At 65.4% G+C, this 18,761-nt stretch carries 17 protein-coding genes; 13 read left to right on the forward strand and 4 right to left on the reverse strand.

The genetic code is table 11. The annotated features are described in order from the left end of the window. Window positions 1-6: 6 nt before the first annotated feature. Window positions 7-780, reverse strand: coding sequence for a transcriptional regulator GlcC (gene glcC, locus TMS3_RS03510; protein WP_025163868.1), 774 nt, complete (start codon window positions 778-780; stop codon window positions 7-9). A 255-nt stretch (window positions 781-1,035) separates the two neighbouring features. Here glcC and glcD point away from each other — a divergent pair, with 255 nt between their 5' ends. The 12 genes from glcD (at window position 1,036) to TMS3_RS03570 (ending at window position 13,157) form a co-directional block, all read left to right on the forward strand. Beyond that, window positions 1,036-2,535 carry a glycolate oxidase subunit GlcD gene (gene glcD / locus TMS3_RS03515; RefSeq protein ID WP_025163869.1) on the forward strand — a complete coding sequence of 500 codons (1,500 nt, stop codon included), beginning with the start codon at window positions 1,036-1,038 and terminating at the stop codon, window positions 2,533-2,535. Continuing rightward, window positions 2,535-3,593, forward strand: a complete 1,059-nt coding sequence (glcE, locus tag TMS3_RS03520) for a glycolate oxidase subunit GlcE (protein ID WP_025163870.1) — start codon at window positions 2,535-2,537, stop codon at window positions 3,591-3,593. The genes glcD and glcE overlap by 1 nt, the downstream gene beginning before the upstream one ends. Window positions 3,594-3,602: 9 nt before the next feature. Further along, on the forward strand, window positions 3,603-4,820 hold the full coding sequence (glcF, locus tag TMS3_RS03525; RefSeq protein ID WP_025163871.1) for a glycolate oxidase subunit GlcF: 1,218 nt from the start codon (window positions 3,603-3,605) through the stop codon (window positions 4,818-4,820). A 116-nt stretch (window positions 4,821-4,936) separates the two neighbouring features. Then, entirely contained in the window at window positions 4,937-5,338 is a 402-nt protein-coding gene (locus TMS3_RS03530) for a heme-binding protein (protein ID WP_025163872.1), read from the forward strand. A gap of 80 nt (window positions 5,339-5,418) precedes the next feature. Then, window positions 5,419-7,611, forward strand: coding sequence for a malate synthase G (locus tag TMS3_RS03535; RefSeq protein ID WP_025163873.1), 2,193 nt, complete (start codon window positions 5,419-5,421; stop codon window positions 7,609-7,611). A 191-nt stretch (window positions 7,612-7,802) separates the two neighbouring features. Then, window positions 7,803-9,503 carry an L-lactate permease gene (locus TMS3_RS03540; RefSeq protein WP_025163874.1) on the forward strand — a complete coding sequence of 567 codons (1,701 nt, stop codon included), beginning with the start codon at window positions 7,803-7,805 and terminating at the stop codon, window positions 9,501-9,503. Between the two features lie 100 nt (window positions 9,504-9,603). After that, window positions 9,604-9,771: a rubredoxin gene (locus TMS3_RS03545; protein ID WP_025163875.1), complete on the forward strand. Its 168-nt coding sequence runs from the start codon at window positions 9,604-9,606 to the stop codon at window positions 9,769-9,771. Between the two features lie 153 nt (window positions 9,772-9,924). Next, entirely contained in the window at window positions 9,925-10,092 is a 168-nt protein-coding gene (locus tag TMS3_RS03550; protein WP_025163876.1) for a rubredoxin, read from the forward strand. A gap of 106 nt (window positions 10,093-10,198) precedes the next feature. Continuing rightward, entirely contained in the window at window positions 10,199-11,347 is a 1,149-nt protein-coding gene (locus TMS3_RS03555) for an NAD(P)/FAD-dependent oxidoreductase (protein ID WP_025163877.1), read from the forward strand. 186 nt (window positions 11,348-11,533) lie between these two features. Further along, window positions 11,534-11,806 (forward strand): HU family DNA-binding protein, encoded by a 273-nt coding sequence (locus TMS3_RS03560; protein WP_025163878.1) that lies wholly within the window; start codon window positions 11,534-11,536, stop codon window positions 11,804-11,806. A gap of 144 nt (window positions 11,807-11,950) precedes the next feature. Next, on the forward strand, window positions 11,951-12,343 hold the full coding sequence (locus TMS3_RS03565) for a hypothetical protein (protein ID WP_025163879.1): 393 nt from the start codon (window positions 11,951-11,953) through the stop codon (window positions 12,341-12,343). A 79-nt stretch (window positions 12,344-12,422) separates the two neighbouring features. Beyond that, window positions 12,423-13,157, forward strand: coding sequence for a hypothetical protein (locus TMS3_RS03570; protein WP_025163880.1), 735 nt, complete (start codon window positions 12,423-12,425; stop codon window positions 13,155-13,157). Between the two features lie 113 nt (window positions 13,158-13,270). Here the strand turns inward: TMS3_RS03570 and TMS3_RS03575 are convergent, their stop codons facing one another. From TMS3_RS03575 to TMS3_RS03585, 3 genes are all read right to left on the reverse strand, one after another. Next, entirely contained in the window at window positions 13,271-14,677 is a 1,407-nt protein-coding gene (locus tag TMS3_RS03575; protein ID WP_025163881.1) for an aminoacyl-tRNA deacylase and HDOD domain-containing protein, read from the reverse strand. 90 nt (window positions 14,678-14,767) lie between these two features. Beyond that, complete coding sequence (recG, locus tag TMS3_RS03580) at window positions 14,768-16,843, reverse strand: ATP-dependent DNA helicase RecG (protein ID WP_025163882.1); 2,076 nt, start codon at window positions 16,841-16,843, stop codon at window positions 14,768-14,770. Window positions 16,844-16,852: 9 nt separating this feature from the next. After that, window positions 16,853-17,779 (reverse strand): hydrogen peroxide-inducible genes activator, encoded by a 927-nt coding sequence (locus TMS3_RS03585; RefSeq protein WP_025163883.1) that lies wholly within the window; start codon window positions 17,777-17,779, stop codon window positions 16,853-16,855. 98 nt (window positions 17,780-17,877) lie between these two features. Here TMS3_RS03585 and TMS3_RS03590 point away from each other — a divergent pair, with 98 nt between their 5' ends. Then, window positions 17,878-18,738: an SDR family oxidoreductase gene (locus TMS3_RS03590; protein ID WP_025163884.1), complete on the forward strand. Its 861-nt coding sequence runs from the start codon at window positions 17,878-17,880 to the stop codon at window positions 18,736-18,738. Window positions 18,739-18,761: the final 23 nt, after the last annotated feature.

Genomic DNA, 18,761 nt, shown 5'->3' on the forward strand with positions numbered 1-18,761 from the left:
GCGCCCCTAGGTCCAGCCTTCCAGGCGCATGCTCGCGCGCACCAGGCGTTGTTCCTCCTGCTCGATCTCCTTGAGATTGTCGCGGATGCTGTGGATGTGCTCGCGGGCGGCGCGCTGCGCCTGTTCCGGCAGGCGCTCGATCACCGCGTGGTACAGCCGCGCGTGTTGGCGGTCGATCTGGCGTTTCTGCACGGGCCGGTGATAGAGGTTGTTGACCGAGGCGAACACCGTGCTGAGCATCAGGTCGGTCAGCGACTGCAGGGTGTGCAGCAGCACCGGGTTGTGTGAGGCCTCGCAGATCGCCAGGTGGAAGGCATGGTCGAGGCGCGCATGCTCGCGCGGTTCGACGGTATCCGCCTGGGCGTGGGCGGCAAGCATTTCCTCGTAGCGGCGGGTCAGCAGGACGAAATCCGCGTCGGTGCCACGCAAGGCGGCCAGGCGCGCCGACTCGGCTTCCAGCAGGGCGCGCACTTCGAGCAGATCGAAGAGGGTGCGCGGCTGCGAGTTGAACAGGTGCATCAACGGGCTGGCATCGCGCGGCCCGCTGAGCGTGGCGACCCGCGAGTCGCGACCCTGGGCGGTCTCGATGATGCCGCGGCCGCGCAGCACCTTGAGTCCCTCGCGCAGGGCCGAACGGGATATCCCCAGCTTCTCGCACAGGCGCCGTTCCGAAGGCAGCGCCTGGCCAACCTTGAGCACGCCATCGACGATCAATCGCTCGATCCGTTCGGCGACCACATCGCTGACCTGGCGCCGAGCTCCAGGCGTTTCTTCGAGCATGTTTAAACCTCGAGCAACTGGTAGGACCAGTTCTGATTGGTTAATCGCAGCGCTTTCACTATAGGCATCCGTTCCAGCAAATGTAAGGCATGAGGTGACGGGTGGCGGACTGTGCACTTGAAAAAACTGGTCGTACCAGTGCGCTTAGCGATGGACGCCGAACACCCCGCGGCCTAAACATACTGGCCACAATAAGCAGCTCGGGTTCGCCGCCTGGCCTGCACAGAACAGCAACGTCATTCGAGTGAGCCTGCCATGAGCATTCTGTACGACGAGCGTGTCGATGGCCCGCTGCCCACAGTCGATAAGCTGGCCCTGCTGGCTGAGCTGCGCGCACAGCTGCCAGACCTGGACGTGTTGCACGATCAGGAAGACCTCAAACCCTACGAATGCGATGGCCTCTCGGCCTACCGCACCACCCCGATGCTGGTGGTGCTGCCCGAGCGCGTCGAACAGGTACAAGCCCTGCTCAAGCTGTGCCACCAGCGCGGCGTGCCGGTGGTCGCACGTGGCGCCGGCACCGGCCTGTCCGGCGGCGCCTTGCCGCTGGAGCAGGGCATCCTGCTGGTGCTGGCGCGCTTCAACAAGATTCTCGAGGTCAACCCGGCCGGGCGCTTCGCCCGGGTCCAGCCCGGTGTGCGCAACTTGGCGATCTCCCAGGCGGCGGCGCCGCATGAGTTGTATTACGCACCGGACCCGTCCTCGCAGATCGCCTGCTCGATTGGCGGTAACGTCGCCGAGAACGCTGGCGGCGTGCACTGCCTGAAGTACGGCCTGACCGTGCACAACCTGCTCAAGGTGGAAGTCCTCACGGTCGAGGGCGAGCGCATGACCCTGGGCAGTGATGCCCTGGACGCGCCAGGCTTCGACCTGCTGGCCTTGTTCACCGGCTCGGAAGGCATGCTCGGCATCATCACCGAGGTCACGGTCAAGCTGCTGCCCAAGCCGCAGGTGGCGCGGGTGCTGCTGGCCAGTTTCGATTCGGTGGAGAAGGCCGGTCGTGCGGTCGGCGACATCATCGCCGCCGGCATTATTCCCGGTGGCCTGGAGATGATGGACAACCTGGCCATCAGGGCGGTGGAAGACTTCATCCAGGCCGGTTACCCGGTCGAGGCCGAAGCCATCCTGCTGTGCGAACTGGACGGCGTCGAAGCCGACGTGCAGGACGACTGCGAACGGGTTCGCGCGGTGCTGCAGCAGGCCGGCGCCACTGAGGTGCGCCTGGCTCGCGACGAGGCCGAGCGGGTCAAGTTCTGGGCCGGACGCAAGAACGCCTTCCCGGCGGTCGGGCGCATCTCGCCGGACTACTACTGCATGGACGGCACCATTCCGCGCCGCGAGCTGCCCGGTGTGCTCAGGGGTATCAGCGAGCTGTCCGCCGAGTGCGGCCTGCGCGTGGCCAACGTGTTTCACGCCGGTGACGGCAACATGCACCCGCTGATCCTCTTCGATGCCAACCAGCCCGGCGAACTGGAGCGCGCCGAAGCCCTAGGCGGCAAGATCCTCGAGCTCTGCGTCAAGGTCGGCGGCAGCATCACCGGCGAACACGGCGTGGGCCGCGAGAAGATCAACCAGATGTGCGCCCAGTTCAACAGCGACGAGCTGACTCTGTTCCACGCGGTGAAAGCGGCCTTCGACCCCAGTGGTCTGCTCAATCCCGGCAAGAACATCCCGACCCTGCACCGCTGCGCCGAATTCGGCGCCATGCACGTGCACCACGGCCAGCTGCCCTTTCCCGATCTGGAGCGTTTCTGATGTCAGTCGATCACGACGCCAGTGCGGCGCTGCTGGAACAGGTCAATCACGCCCTGAACAGCTCGACTGCGCTGCGCATTCAGGGCGGCAACAGCAAGGCCTTTCTCGGCCGTAACGTGGCTGGCGAGGTGCTCGACACCCGCGCCCACCGGGGCATCGTCAGCTACGACCCGACCGAGCTGGTGATCACCGTTCGCGCCGGCACGCCGCTGGTGGAACTGGAGGCGGCGCTGGATGAGGCCGGGCAGATGCTCACCTGTGAAGCGCCGCATTTTGCTGAAGGCGCCACGGTCGGCGGCATGCTCGCGGCCGGGCTGTCCGGGCCGCGCCGGCCCTGGTCCGGGGCGGTGCGTGACCTGGTCCTGGGCACTCGGCTGATCACCGGTTTCGGCAAGCAGCTGCGTTTCGGCGGTGAGGTGATGAAGAACGTCGCCGGCTACGACCTGTCGCGCCTGCTGGCGGGCAGCTTCGGTTGCCTCGGGGTGATCACCGAAGTGTCGCTCAAGGTGCTGCCCAAGCCGCGCCAGACCATCAGCCTGCGCCTGCAGATGGACGCCGCCTGCGCCCTGCAGAAACTCGCCGAGTGGGGCCAGCAGCCGATCCCGATCAGCGCCGCCAGCCATGACGGTCAGGCCTTGCACCTGCGTTTGGAGGGCGGTGAGGGCTCGGTGGCCGCGGCCCGCGAACGCCTCGGCGGCGAGCTGCTGGATAGCGCCTACTGGGGCGAGCTGAACGAGCAGCGTCTGCCTTTCTTCGCCGCTGCGGCGCCGCTGTGGCGCCTGTCCGTGCCGAGCCACTGCGGCGTGCTGGCCCTGCCCGGCGAGCAGCTGATCGACTGGGGCGGCGCGCAGCGCTGGCTGAAGTCCGACGCCGATGCCGCGCTGATCCGCCAGGTCGCCACGGAAGTCGGTGGCCACGCCACCTGCTTCAGCGCCGGTCACTGTGACAGTCCGTTGCAGCCGCTGGCCGCGCCCTTGCTGCGCTACCACCGCCAACTGAAAGCCCAGCTCGATCCCCAGGGGATTTTTAACCCCGGTCGGATGTACGCGGAGATTTGAGGTCGAGTCATGCAAACCAACCTAAGTGAACACGCCAAGCGTCTGCCGCGTGGCGAAGAGGCCGAAAGCATTCTGCGCAGCTGCGTGCATTGCGGCTTCTGCAACGCCACCTGCCCGACCTACCAACTGCTCGGCGACGAGCTGGACGGCCCCCGTGGGCGTATCTACCTGATCAAGCAGGTGCTCGAAGGCAATGAGGTCACCGCCAAGACCCAGCTGCACCTGGACCGCTGCCTGACCTGCCGCAACTGCGAGACCACTTGCCCCTCCGGTGTGGACTACCACAACCTGCTGGACATCGGTCGCGCCGTGGTCGACGCGGCGGTGCCGCGCTCACTGGGCCAGCGCGTGCTGCGACAAGGCCTGCGCGCCGTGGTGCCGAACGCGAACCTGTTCAAGGGCCTGACCCAGGTCGGCCAGGTGCTGCGCCCGCTGCTGCCTGAGGCGCTCAAGGCCAAGTTGCCGCGCGCCGCACGTGCGGCCAAGCCGCGCCCCGCCCCGCGCCATGCACGCCGCGTGCTGATGCTCGAAGGCTGCGTGCAGCCGGGGCTGTCGCCCAACACCAATGCCGCCACTGCGCGGGTGCTCGATCGCCTCGGCATCAGCGTCACGCCGATCCGCGAGGCCGGCTGCTGCGGTGCGGTGGACTACCACCTCGATGCCCAGGAAGCGGGCCTGCAGCGTGCCCGGCGCAACATCGACGCCTGGTGGCCGGCCATCGAGCAGGGCGCCGAGGCCATAGTGCAGACCGCCAGCGGCTGCGGCGCCTTCGTCAAGGACTACGGTCACCTGCTCGAGCAGGACCCGGCCTACGCCGAGAAAGCCAAGCGGGTCAGCACGCTGGCCAAGGACCTGGTGGAAGTGTTGCGCGATGAACCCTTGGAAGGTCTCGGCGTGCGCAGTGAGCTGCGCCTGGCTTTCCATTGCCCCTGCACCCTGCAGCACGCGCAGAAACTCGGGGGCGCGGTCGAGGAAGTGCTCGCTCGCCTCGGTTTCGGCCTCACCGCCGTGGCGGACAGCCACCTGTGCTGCGGGTCGGCCGGCACCTATTCGCTGACCCAGCCGGAGCTGTCCAAGCAGCTGCGCGACAACAAGCTGAACGCTCTGGAAAGCGGCAAGCCGCAGGTGATAGTCACCGCCAACATCGGCTGTCAGACCCACCTCGACGGCGCCGGGCGCACCCCGGTGCGGCACTGGATCGAGCTGGTCGAAGAGGCCATGAACTAAGAGCCACGGCCTCGTTGCTGTAGCCCGGATGCAATCCGGGACAGCCGCAAGCTCCCGGATTGCATCCGGGCTACGAATTCACGCACTACGCGACAATCAATCACGAGGAATTACAAATGCAAAGCAAAGCCGTACTGGGTCAAGCCGAAGTCGCCCGCATTCTTGCCGCTGCGCGCGCCGAAGCGCAGCAGCACAACTGGGCCGTGGCCATTGCCGTGGTCGACGACGGCGGCCACCCGCTGGCCCTGGAACGCCTCGACGGTTGTGCGCCGATCGGTGCCTACATCGCCACCGAGAAGGCGCGCAGCGCGGCGATCGGTCGCCGTGAAACCAAGGGTTACGAGGACATGGTCAACGGCGGGCGCAGTGCCTTTCTGTCGGCCCCGCTGATCACGTCACTGGAAGGCGGCGTACCGGTGATCGTCGACGGCCAGGTGGTCGGCGCGGTGGGTGTCTCCGGGGTCAAGGCCGAGCAGGACGCCCAAGTGGCCAAGGCCGGCATCGCCGCCCTGGCCTGAATTGACTACTGACACGGCTGCCGTGGGCGCCGCTGACGGCGCTCCGCGCCGCACCTGCACAGTTTGATGGAGAGTGGAAAATGACCGATCGCGTGAACTGCCAGCGCCTGCAAGTGGCCGCCAACCTGCAACGTTTCGTCGACGAGGACGTGCTGCCGGGCAGCGGTATCGAGCGCGAGGCCTTCTGGAGTGGATTCGACGCCCTGGTGCATGAGCTGGCGCCGCACAATCGTGCCCTGCTGGCCGAGCGTGAGCGTCTGCAGGTCGAACTGGATGCCTGGCACCGTGCCAACCCGGGCCCGGTGACCGACATGCCGGCCTACCGCGCCTTCCTCGAGTCCATCGGTTACCTGCTGCCACAGCCAGACAGCGTGCAGGCCAGCACCGCCAACGTCGACAGCGAAATTACCAGCCAGGCCGGCCCGCAACTGGTGGTGCCGGTGATGAACGCGCGTTACGCGCTGAACGCCGCCAACGCCCGCTGGGGCTCGTTGTACGACGCCCTGTACGGCACCGACGCCATCTCCGAAGAGGGCGGCGCCGAGAAGGGCCCGGGCTACAACCAGGCCCGTGGTGCCAAGGTCATCGCCTTCGCTCGTGCCTTCCTCGACCAGGCTGCGCCGCTGGCCACTGGCTCCCACGCCGACGCGGTCAGCTATCGGGTGGTCGACGGCCAGCTCCAGGTGGCCCTGGAGGATGGCAGTCAGAGCGGCCTGGCCCAGGCCGAGAAGTTCGTCGGCTATCAGGGCGAGGCCACTGCGCCCAAGGCCGTGCTGCTGAAGAACCACGGCCTGCACGTGGAAATCCAGATCGACCCGAACAGCCAGATTGGCGCCACCGACGCCGCCGGGGTCAAGGACCTGCTGATCGAAGCCGCGCTGTCGACGATTCTCGATTGCGAGGACTCGGTGGCCGCGGTCGACGCCGACGACAAACTGCTGATCTATCGCAACTGGCTCGGCCTGATGAAGGGCGACCTGACTGAAGAACTGGAGAAGGGCGGCCAGCGCATCGTCCGCCGCCTCAATCCGGACCGCCAGTACGTGGCTGCCGCCGGTGGCGAATTGAAGTTGCACGGCCGCTCGCTGCTGTTCGTGCGCAACGTCGGCCATCTGATGAGCAACCCGGCGATCCTCGACGGCGAAGGCAATGAGATCCCCGAGGGCATCCTCGACGGCGTGATGACCAGCCTGATCGCCCTGCACGACCTCAAGCGTCGCGGCAACTCGCGCAGCGGCAGTGTCTACATCGTCAAGCCGAAGATGCACGGCCCGGCCGAAGTGGCCTTCGCCGACCAGCTGTTCGGCCGCATCGAAGACCTGCTCAAGCTGCCACGGCATACCCTGAAGATCGGCATCATGGACGAGGAGCGGCGCACTAGCGTCAACCTCAAGGCATGCATCGCCGCCGCCAGTGCGCGGGTGGCGTTCATCAACACCGGCTTCCTCGACCGCACCGGCGACGAGATGCACAGCGCCATGCAAGCCGGCGCCATGCTGCGCAAGGGCGATATGAAGAGCAGTGCCTGGATCCAGGCCTACGAGCGCAACAACGTGCTGGTCGGCCTCAACTGCGGCCTGCGTGGCCGCGCGCAGATCGGCAAGGGCATGTGGGCCATGCCGGACCTGATGGCGGCCATGCTCGAACAGAAGATCGGGCATCCGCTGGCCGGCGCCAATACCGCCTGGGTGCCGTCGCCGACCGCCGCCGTGCTGCACGCGCTGCACTACCACCAGGTCGACGTGGCGGCGCTGCAACGCGAGCTGGAAAGCATCGACCTCGACGCTCAGCGCGACAGCCTGTTGCACGACCTGTTGAGTGTGCCGGTGGTCGCCGAGCGCAACTGGAGTGCTGCGGACATCCAGCAGGAACTGGACAACAACTGTCAGGGCATCCTCGGTTACGTGGTGCGCTGGGTGGAGCAGGGCGTCGGCTGCTCCAAGGTGCCGGACATCCACAACGTCGGCCTGATGGAAGACCGCGCGACCCTGCGCATTTCCAGTCAGCACATCGCCAACTGGCTGCACCACGGCGTGGTCGCCGAGACGCAGGTGCGCGAGACCCTCGAGCGCATGGCCAAGGTGGTCGATGCGCAGAACGTCGGCGATCCGCAGTATCGGCCGATGGCGGCCAACTACGCGCAGTCGGCGGCCTTTCAGGCGGCCAGCGATCTGGTGTTCAAGGGGCGCGAGCAGCCCAGCGGTTATACCGAGCCGCTGTTGCACGCCTGGCGCCTGCGTTTCAAGCAACAGACCCTAGGCGGAGTCGATTGATAAACCGCCCCGTCAGACGCGTGCTGGCGGGACTATTGAGCATTGACGCCGGCGTGGGGCTACCCCGTGTCGTCGTCGAAGGATCTGTGGAGGCTTAGCAGACTGCTGCACCGCGGCCTGGCAGGTCCAGATGCGTGGCACCGGGTACCCCCGGAACACTGTGGTTCACAATAACAAATAGGAACCAACTCATGAGTCAAACGATGCTGTCCATCCTGGCCTTCGTGCCACTGGTGCTGGCGGGTGTGCTGCTGATCGGCTTTCGCTGGCCGGCCAAGTACGCGATGCCGGTGGTCTTCCTGCTCACTGCGATTATCGGCCTGACGGCCTGGGACATGACCCTCAATCGGGTTATCGCCTCCAGCTTGCAGGGGCTGATTCTCACCGCGGCGATCCTCTGGATCATCTTCGGCGCGATCCTGCTGCTCAATACCCTCAAGCACTCGGGCGGCATCAGTGCGATTCGCCGGGGCTTCTCCAGCATCAGCCCGGATCGCCGGGTGCAGGCGCTGATCGTCGCCTGGCTGTTCGGTTGCTTTATCGAAGGCGCTTCCGGTTTCGGTACCCCGGCCGCGGTCGCCGCGCCGTTGCTGGTGGCCCTGGGTTTCCCGGCACTGGCTGCGGTGATATTGGGGATGATGGTGCAATCCACTCCGGTGTCGTTCGGCGCGGTTGGTACGCCGATGCTGGTGGGTGTCGCGGGAGGTCTGGACCAGTCCGGAATGAGCGCACAGTTGCTGGCGCTCAATAGCAGCTGGGACATCTTCTTCCAGCTGATCTACTCGCGGGTGGCCATCACTCATGGCCTGATCGGCATCCTCATGCCGTTGATCATGCTGATGATCATGACCCGTTTCTTCGGCAAGAATCAGTCCTGGAAAGAAGGCCTGATGGTGGCGCCGTTCGCCATTTTCACCGGTCTGGCCTTCGTCCTGCCGTATATGGCGGCGGGGGTGTTCCTCGGCCCTGAGTTCCCCTCGATGATTGGCGCCATGGTCGGCCTGGCCATCGTGATTCCGGCTGCCAAAGCAGGCTTCCTGCTGCCGAAGGAAACCTGGGATTTCGCCGACGCGAAAGACTGGCCAGCCGAATGGATGGGCAAGCTCGAGTTGAAAATCGAGGACATCGCCGGCAAGACGCCGATTTCCGTGCGCATGGCCTGGGCCCCGTATCTGCTGCTGGCGGTATTTCTGGTGGCCTCGCGGATATTCCCCGAGCTGAAAGCCGCGTTGATGGCGGTCAGCTTTGGCTGGACCGACATCCTCGGTGAAACCGGTGTCTCTGGCACCCTGCAACCGCTGTATCTGCCGGGCGGCATCCTGTGCATGGTGGTGCTGGTGACCTGCTTCCTGCACCGCATGCGCCTGGCCGAGCTGGGCGCGGCAGTCAGCGAGTCGAGCCGTACGCTACTCGGCGCCGGTTTCGTGCTGATCTTCACCATCCCGATGGTGCGTATCCTGATCAACTCCGGGGTCAATGCGTCCGATCTGATGTCGATGCCGGTGGCCATGGCCAAGCTGGTGGCGGACAGCGTAGGCGGCATCTATCCGTTGTTCGCCCCAGCCGTCGGCGGCCTCGGTGCCTTTATTGCCGGCTCCAACACCGTGTCGAACCTGATGCTCTCGCAGTTCCAGTTCAACACCGCCGGGTTGCTCGGAGTTTCCGGGGCTATGATGGTGGCTGCGCAGTCGGTCGGCGCCGCTGCCGGCAACATGATCGCCATCCACAACGTGGTGGCGGCTTCGGCCACCGTGGGCCTGCTTGGACGTGAAGGCATCACCCTGCGCAAGACCATGTTGCCGACCCTCTACTACCTCCTGGCAGCCGGTGCCCTGACCATGATCGCCATGTACGGCATGGCCATTACCGACCCGCTGCAGGTCGTGCGTTAAGCGACCCCGCCGGGTGGCATTCGTCGCCCGGCGGCTTGGCGCCTGCGTGCATTTGCGGTAGCGTGCCTCGCGCACTACCGTGAAAGTTACAGAGGTCGTTATGAAGAAGTGGCAATGTGTGGTCTGTGGGCTGATTTACGACGAAAGCCAGGGTTGGCCCGATGAAGGCATAGTTGCCGGCACCCCGTGGCAAGACGTACCGGAAGACTGGTTGTGCCCGGACTGCGGCGTGAGCAAGATGGATTTCGAGATGATCGAAATCGCCTGATCCCAGAATTGACTAACGGCGGCCCAGCAGGCCGCCGTTTTTATTGGGCGGGCTAAACCACCTCGACCTGCTGGGGGAGGCGTCTGTCCCGGTTTGCCGCCGGGCCGATGAGTGGGCTAGGTTTAGCAGCAGTTGCCGTATCGCGGAGGCAGCATGGGCAAGTGGCAATGCGTGGTTTGCGGCTTTATCTACGACGAAGCGGCTGGTCTGCCGGAAGAGGGGATTGCCCCCGGAACCCGTTGGGAAGACATTCCCGCAGACTGGATCTGCCCGGATTGCGGCGCGGGCAAGATGGATTTCGAGATGATCGAGCTCGCCTGAGTCGGCAACGCAGTATCGGGGTCGCAAACGCCGAAATTGACTAATTGAACTAGCCACACAGACCACTAGGGGCTGCCACGGCGTTTTTACGAGTGAGGAATGGGCAATGAGTGCACCTGTGGTGATCGTCGGCACCGGCCTGGCCGGCTACAACCTGGCGCGGGAGTTTCGCAAGCTGGACAGTCAGACGCCGTTGCTGCTGATCACCGCCGATGACGGTCGCTCCTACTCCAAGCCGATGCTCTCCACCGGCTTCGGCAAGCACAAGGACGCCGACGGCCTGAGCATGGCCGAGCCGGGTGCCATGGCCGAACAGCTGCAGGCCGAGGTGCGCACCCATACGCGGATTACCGGTATCGATGCCGGGCACCAGCGCCTGTGGATCGGCGAAGAAGCCGTGCCCTACCGCGACCTGGTGCTGGCCTGGGGCGCCGAGGTGATCCGCGTACCGGTCGCGGGCGACGCCGGGGATGCGCTGTTCCCGATCAATGACCTGGAAGACTACGCGCGCTTTCGCCTGGCGGCGGCCGGCAAGCGCCGCGTGTTGCTGCTCGGTGCCGGCTTGATCGGTTGCGAGTTTGCCAATGACCTGAGTCTCGGTGGCTATCAGGTTGAACTGGTCGCGCCGTGCGAGCAGGTGATGCCCGGGCTGCTGCATCCGGCGGCAGCCGCGGCGGTGCAGGCGGGCCTGGAAAGCCTCGGCGCGCGCTTTCACCTCGGGCCGGTGTTGAGCAGCCTCAACCACGCGTCGGAGGGCTTGCTCGCGCGCCTGTCCGACGGTACGCAGATCGCCTGTGACCTGGTGGTCTCGGCGGTCGGCCTGCGTCCACGTATCGAGCTGGCCGCTGCGGCCGGCCTGGCGGTCAATCGCGGGGTGATGGTCGATCGCCAGTTGCGCACCTCGCACGCCAATATCTATGCCTTGGGCGATTGTGCCGAGGTCGATGGCCTCAACTTGCTCTACGTGATGCCGCTGATGGCCTGTGCTCGTGCCCTGGCGCAGACCCTGGCCGGTCAGCCGACCGCAGTCCGCTATGGCGCCATGCCGGTCACAGTGAAAACCCCGGTGTGTCCGCTGGTGGTGTCGCCGCCACCGCGTGGCCTGCAGGGCGAATGGACGGTGGAGGGTAGCGGCAGCGACATCAAGGCCTTGTGCCGCGACGCCTCTGGCGCCTTGCTTGGCTACGCCCTGACCGGCGCGGCCGTGCAGGAAAAACTGGCCCTGAATAAGCAGCTGCCGGCGCTTCTGGCGTGAATGTCTGCGGTTCTGTCGGGTATGTCGTAAAACCCCGGATTAAACTGTCGGACAAGACTGGCGCGGGTCGAAATGGCGTGCCATTCTCCCTCAGTCTGCCGCAGCACAGAGCTGTTGCGGCGCTTTGAGCGCTGTTCTGACGAACAGCACGGACACAACAACAACAAACCGTCAAAGAGGCTTTTTATGCGTAAACCGGAACTCGCCGCCGCCATCGCCGATAAGGCAGATCTGACCAAGGATCAGGCCAATCGTGTACTCAACGCCGTGCTCGAAGAAATCACCGGCGCGCTGAACCGCAAGGACAGTGTGACCCTGGTTGGGTTTGGCACTTTCCTGCAGCGCCATCGTGGCGCGCGCACCGGCAAAAACCCCCAAACCGGCCAGCCGGTGCAGATCAAGGCCAGCAATACCGTTGCCTTCAAACCGGGCAAGTCCCTGAAAGACGCGGTCAACTGAGCTTTGCCAGCCCGGAGCTAGCTGGCTCCGGGTGCCCTCTCGAGCCCCGCACGCTCGCCTCCGCCAGGCTTTAGTTTGGCTGTAGTCCTCGCGACAAACCGCTACACTGCGCGCCGTTTCTTTTCCCTCGCCGAGGCTGCGTGCATGAAATTCCGTTTTCTCCTGTGGATGCTGGGTCGCCTGATGACCAAGGCCAGCCGTGAAAACCCTGCTTTCCAGCAACAACTGGTTGACCGTGACATGGTGTTCCAGCTGCACACCCTGGATGGCAAGATCGCCCGTCACTTCATCGTCAAAGATCAGCGCATCAGCAGCAAGCGCGGCCCTGCGCTCGAGCCGGCTTTCGCCCTGGGTTTCAAGGACGGCGCCTATGGCTTCGCCACCATGAGTGCGAAGAACAAGCAGCTGGCCTTTATGCAGGGCATCCAGAACAAGGATATCCAGATCCAGGGCAACCCCGCGCTGGTGCTGTGGTTTCAGGGGCTGACCAAGTACCTGGTCCCGAAGAAAAAAACGGCCGAAAAAAAGGCCGCCTGACGCGCAACCTCGCGCGCCACTGCTGGTCGGCGCGCGCCTCTTTGGTTAGGCTGGCCGGAGTCCCTGCGGAAGCCTGCCAATGCGTTTCATCATCCTGTGTCTGTTGTCCGTCGCCAGCCTGGCGCACGCATCACCACCTAAAGCCGAAGCCTTCGCCCCGTTGTTCGAGCTGGCCGGGATTCGCCTGCTCTGCGAGCAGAGTGCACCGCTGCTGCAGCGTGGGCTGAGCGCGACGCGGCAGGCCGAGCTGGGTCGGCTGTTTGCCGCCGATGCCTTGTGCCAGGACTTGGCCAAACGCCTGGTCGGCACCCTTGACCAGGCTCAGCTAGAGCAGGCACAGCGGGTGCTCGACAGTCCCCTGGCGCGGCGTTTTACCGCCGCCGAGCGCGCCGTCGGCGAAGACGGCGCCGAGGCCCTGGCCAGCTACCGTGCACAGCTGGCCGCTCGTCCGCCACTGCAAGCACGCCTGGCGTTGGTGCGGCGTCTCGATGTCGCGGCGCACACCACCGCCCTGGCTGCGCTGCTGCGTTATGAGGTGGGTAAGACCCAGGCGCTGCTGGCGCTCAAGGCGCGCGGCGAAACCCTTGATGAGCAAGCCCTGAGCAAGCAGACGGAGGCCCAGGCGCGGGCGCTTCACGCCTCAAGTGCCGAGGGCGTGGAATCGTTCATGTTGTACGCTTATCGCCAGATGCCCAGCGCGCAACTCGACGAGTATGCGGCCTTATATGAACAGGCAGCGGTCAGGCTACTACTGGAAAGCAGCGAGCAGGCACTGCCTGCGCTATTTGCCGAGCGCCGGGCCCAACTGAAATGATCCGGCGCAGCTATTGAGAGGTCACCCAGACGCATAAAAAAGGGGCCTGAACCTGCCCCTGTGTACTGTGTGTATGAGGTCCGCCTGCACCGAGCAAGGCGTCCCTTCTCGGCTTATTGTGGTGGGTGGAATTGCGCGGCCAGTTCACGCAGCGCCGCTTCGGCCGTGAGTACCTTGTCGACGGCCTCATCGGCCTTTTCGCGGCTCAGCCCCAGGCCGTCGAGCAGGCTCTGTGGGATTTCGCCTTGCGGCCCGGCACCGATGCCGCGGTTGCGCAGCAGGCTGACGGCCAGGCACACCAGATTCGGATAGACCGCATGGGGGCCGGCATAGTCGGGGTCATGCTGGAAACGCAAGGCGCTGGCCAGTTCTTCCGGCATGTCCCAGTAACGCATCAGCCAGGCGCCAATCTGCTCGCGGCTGATGCCCAGCAAGTGCTGCTCGATGTAACTGTGGGAGAGGTGCGGATTGACCTCCAGGTGTCGGCAGATCAGCGAGAAGTGCGGTGGGAAGACATGCGCCAGCAGCAGATAACCGAAGTTGTGTAGCAGGCCGGCGAGGTAGGTCAGACCGGCTTCCGGGCGCTGGGTGCGCGGCATGGCGCGGGTCAGTCCCTCGATCACTGCCGCAGTGTAGATGGCTTGCTGCCAATACGGCGTGGTCTGCTGCGGATGGTCCTTGGGCAAGCTCAGGGTCTTGCCCAGAGCCAGGCCGAGGGCCAGGTTGATCACCAGGTCGAAACCCAGCACGCGGACAATTGCATCTTCCACCGAGCGGATCTTGCCGGGTGCGGCATAGTAGGGCGAGGCCGCCCAGCTGACTACCTGGGCGGCCAGTGCCGGGTCGGTTTCCACCACCCCGGTGATGTCGTCTACCGTGGCATTCGGGTCGACCCGCAGCTTGACGATCTTCTGCGCGGTTTCCGGCAGTGGCGGGATTTCGATGGTCTCCTCCAGGCGTTGCTGGATACGCCTCGCGGTGAAGGCCTGCACCGCCTGGCTGATCTCGGCGCGGTCGTCGTGCGGGCGGTCGAGGTTCGGCTGGATAGTGCTCAGCGGCTCGCCGAAACGCGCCGCACTGGCCTTGCTCAGCAGGCTCTTGAAGACCTCGCTGGACATCTCCAGAAGCACACCGGGCTGGCCGGACTCAACCAGCAGGCTAGGTACCTGGAGCAGGCGCTCATCGTACAGGCACGGCGAGCTGGTCAGCGGTGGCAGGCCGGGCAGCGTGCTCAGGCTGTGCTTGCCGAGCATGCGCTCCAGTCGTTCCGGCTTCACCGCGGTGAGTTTGCGCCCGGTCAGCTCGGCCAGGCGATTGAGGTCGAGTAGCTGGCTCTGTGGGTAGAGCACCAGCAGGGCGCCAAGCGCATCTTCGAGCAGCACAGCCTGCAGGCGCTGGGCGGCCGGCAGCCCCGAGTGTTCGCTGCGCACCCGATAGGTCAAGGCGAGCTTATCCAGCAGTTGCAGAATCACTGTCGGTGGCTGCGGCGTGGTGACGGGAGCGAGGGCTACTTCGGTCATAACGAAATCCGGCTGAGGTGCAGTGGGCAGAAGTATAAACAGCAGTCCAGCCAAGCAACGGCTGAGGCGACGGCTGCACTGTGCGCTGGTTCACACTTGGCCGTATTGCTGGCCGTGGCGTAACCAGCGTTCCAGTAGCGGGCTGACATGCTGCGGCCAGTGGGCCAACAGGGCTTGGGCGGCGTCGCGCACCGCGGGCAGCAGGTCGGCATCGCGCATCAGGTCGGCGACCTTGAATTGCAGCAGGCCGGTCTGGCGGATACCGAGCATTTCCCCTGGGCCACGCAGTTCCAGGTCTTTTTCGGCGATGACGAAACCATCGCAGGTCTCGCGCATGATGCCCAGGCGCTGCCGCCCCAGTTGTGACAGCGGCGGGTGATAGAGCAGCACGCAGTGGCTGGCGGCGCTGCCGCGACCGACCCGGCCACGCAGTTGGTGTAGCTGGGCCAGGCCCAGGCGTTCCGGGTTCTCGATGATCATCAGACTGGCATTGGGCACGTCAACGCCGACTTCGATCACCGTGGTGGCGACCAGTAATTGCAGTTGGCCCTGCTTGAACCGATCCATCACCGCGGCTTTTTCCGCGGGCTTCATGCGTCCGTGGATCAGCCCGACCTGCAGGCCATCGAGGGCGGCGGTGAGGTCCTCGAAGCTGGTCTCGGCGGCCTGGCAGGTCAGCTCTTCGGATTCTTCAATCAAGGTGCAGACCCAATAGGCCTGGCGCCCCTCGTGGCAGGCCGAGCGCACCCGCTCGATCACCTCCAGGCGGCGGCTGTCGGCGACCAGAACGGTGTTCACCGGGGTGCGACCGGGCGGTAGTTCGTCGAGGATCGAGGTGTCCAGGTCGGCGTAGGCGCTCATCGCCAGGGTGCGCGGGATGGGCGTTGCGGTCATGATCAGCTGGTGCGGGCACAGGCGCCCGCCGACGCCTTTCTGACGTAGCGCCAGGCGCTGCTGCACGCCGAAGCGATGTTGTTCGTCGATGATCACCAGGGCCAGGCGTTTGAACTGCACCTCATCCTGAAACAGCGCGTGGGTGCCGACCACCATGGGCGTGCCGTCGGCGATCTGTTGCAGGGCGGCGGCGCGCGCCTTGCCCTTGAGTTTGCCGGCCAGCCAGGCGACGTCGAGACCGAGCGGTGCCAGCCATTTGCTGAAGTTGAGAAAGTGCTGTTCGGCGAGAATCTCGGTTGGCGCCATCAACGCCACCTGGTAACCGGCCTCCAACGCTTGCAGTGCGGCGAAGGCGGCGACCACGGTCTTGCCGGCGCCGACATCGCCCTGAATCAGGCGCAGCATGGGTTCGTCCTGGCTCAGGTCGTAGGCGATCTCGGCGCCCACGCGGTTTTGTGCGCCAGTCGGCGGGAAGCCGAGGTTGCTGAGGAATTGCTGCGGCAGCTGTTTGGCGATGGGCAGGCACGGCGCCTGTTGGGCGCGCAGGCTCTCGCGCAGGCGTTGCAGTGACAGCTGGTGAGTCAGCAGCTCTTCGAAGGCCAGGCGGTGCTGGGCCCAGTGGCGGCCTTCGGCCAGCTCTTCCAGGTCGGCATCCGCCGGTGGCCGGTGCAGGTAACGGATGGCCTGGTCCAGCGGACTGAGCTGGTAGTCGCGGGCCAGCTCGCTGGGCAGCCAATCCGGCAGGCTATGCGGGCCGAGCCGCGCCAGCGCCTGCTCGCTCAAGCTGCGCAGGCGCTGCTGGGTCAGGCCTTCGGTGCTCGGATAGATCGGCGTCAGGGTCTGTTCCACGGCAATCGGTTCGCTGCCGGACAGGGCGCGGTATTCTGGATGGTAGATCTCCAGTCCGGATGAGCCGGGGCGCACCTCGCCGTAGCAACGCACCTGGGTGCCGCGTTTCAGGCCCTCTTTTTGCGCCTGGCTGAAATGGTAGAAACGCAAACTGAGGGTGCCGCTGCCGTCCTGCAGGCGTACCAGCAGGCTGCGCCTGCGGCCCATGACCACGTCGGCGCCGGCGACTACGCCTTCGACCACCGCATCCTGGCCGGGCCGCAGTGCGCCGATTGGCACGATGCGGGTGCGGTCCTGGTAGCGCAGCGGCAGGTGGAACAGCACGTCCTGCAGGCTTTCCAGGCCGACCTTGGCGAGCTTCTCGGCCAGGGCGGCGCCGACGCCTTTGAGCGCCGTAACGGAAACCGCGGCCAGTTCTGTCATGCGCGGGCCTTAGGCTTCTTGGCTTTGAGGCTGGGCCACCGAGCACAGGCGGATCGAGTCGCCCAGTACTTCAATGGCTTTCGGCCGCGGGAAGCTGGCGCGCCAGGCGATGGCCACGGTGCGGAACGGCACCGGTGCGCTTAGCGGGCGCACATCGATCACTCCAGGGGCATAGTGGTGACTGTCCACGGCGGAAAGCGGCAGGATCGAAACGCCGAGGCCGGAGGCGACCATGTGGCGGATGGTTTCCAGCGAGCTGGACTCCACGGTGGTGTGCTTGGCGTGCTCTTCGCTGCCCTTGCGCAGGGTCGGGCAGGCTTCCAGTACCTGGTCGCGGAAGCAGTGGCCCTCGCCGAGCAGCAACAGGCTCTTGTCGTTGAGCAGCTTGCTGTCGATGCTGTCCAGCGCGGCCCAGGGGTGGCCGGCCGGCATCAGCGCGTAGAAGGGTTCGTCATACAGCGGCTTGGTCAGTACATCGGCTTCCTGGAACGGCAGGGCGATGATGATCGCGTCCAGCTCGCCGGTGCGCAGCTTGTCGCGCAGTACGTGGGTGAAGTTTTCCTCGATGTACAGCGGCATCTGCGGCGCCACGCGATGCAGTTGTGGAATCAGGTGGGGAAACAGGTAGGGGCCGACGGTGTAGATGGCACCGATCTTCAGCGGCGCGGTCAACTGATTCTTGCCGGCCTGGGCCAACTCGCGGATGCCCTGCGCCTGCTCCAGCACCTTCTGCGCCTGGGTGACTATGCCTTCGCCGACCGGAGTCAGGCGCACCGCGCTTTTGCTGCGCTCGAAGATCAGCACACCGAGCTCGTCCTCGAGCTTCTTTACCCCCACCGACAGGGTCGGCTGGCTGACATGGCAGCGCTCGGCTGCGTGGCCGAAGTGTTGCTCCTGAGCGAGGGTGACGATGTAGCGCAGTTCGGTGAGGGTCATAGTGTTTATCCATTAAGTTACCGCTAAGCATAGCCTTTGCATTGCAATGAACCAACCGGGCTACACTGCGCCTCATGGATATTCTGGAGGCGCTTGTGATGGGTTCAGCGAGGCTGTTGATTGCCGGTTGCGGGGATGTCGGTAGCCGCCTGGGGTTGCGTCTGGTCGATGCTGGCTGGGCGGTGTATGGCCTGCGCCGCACGGCTGCGGCGCTGCCGCCGCAGATTCTGCCAGTCGCCGGTGATTTGCAGGTCGATCACTGCCCAGGCGCGTGGCCCACTGGCGCGCTGGACTACCTGGTGTATTGCGCGGCGGCCAGCCAGCACGACGAGCCGGGTTATCGCGCAGCCTATGTCGAGGGTTTGCGCCGGGTACTCGGTTGGCTGGCCGAGCATGGGCAACGACCGCAGCGCCTGCTGTTCGTCTCCAGTAGCGGGGTGTATGGCCAGCAGCAGGGCGAGTGGGTCGATGAGCAGTCGCCGGCCGCCGCCGAGGGCTTCTCCGGTCGGGTGATGCGTGAAGCCGAGCAGCTCGCGCTGCACAGCAATATCCCGGCGACCGTGGTGCGCCTGAGCGGGCTGTACGGGCCGGGACGGCAGCGCCTGATCAATCAGGTCCAGCAAGGCTATCGGGTGGCGGCTGAACCGCCGCTGTACGGCAATCGCATCCATGTCGACGATGCCGCGGGTCTGCTGGCGTTTCTGCTGCAAGCCGATGCCCGTGGCGTGGCGTTGCAGGACTGCTATATCGGCGTCGACGACGAGCCGGCCGCGCTGCACGAAGTGGTGGCCTGGTTACGCATGCAGCTGGGTGTCAGCCACCGGGCCGAGGAGTCGACGCTGGGCCGCGTCGGCAGCAAGCGTTGCAGCAATGCGCGCGCGCGGGCACTGGGCTGGGCTCCGCAGTACCCAAGCTACCGCGAGGGTTATGCGGCGGTACTGGCGAGTCAGGCTGGGTAGTGAGGCGTGAACTGGCGCCGCCG

It is taken from the genome of Pseudomonas taeanensis MS-3, from assembly GCF_000498575.2.
GTDB classification, from domain to species: domain Bacteria; phylum Pseudomonadota; class Gammaproteobacteria; order Pseudomonadales; family Pseudomonadaceae; genus Aquipseudomonas; species Aquipseudomonas taeanensis.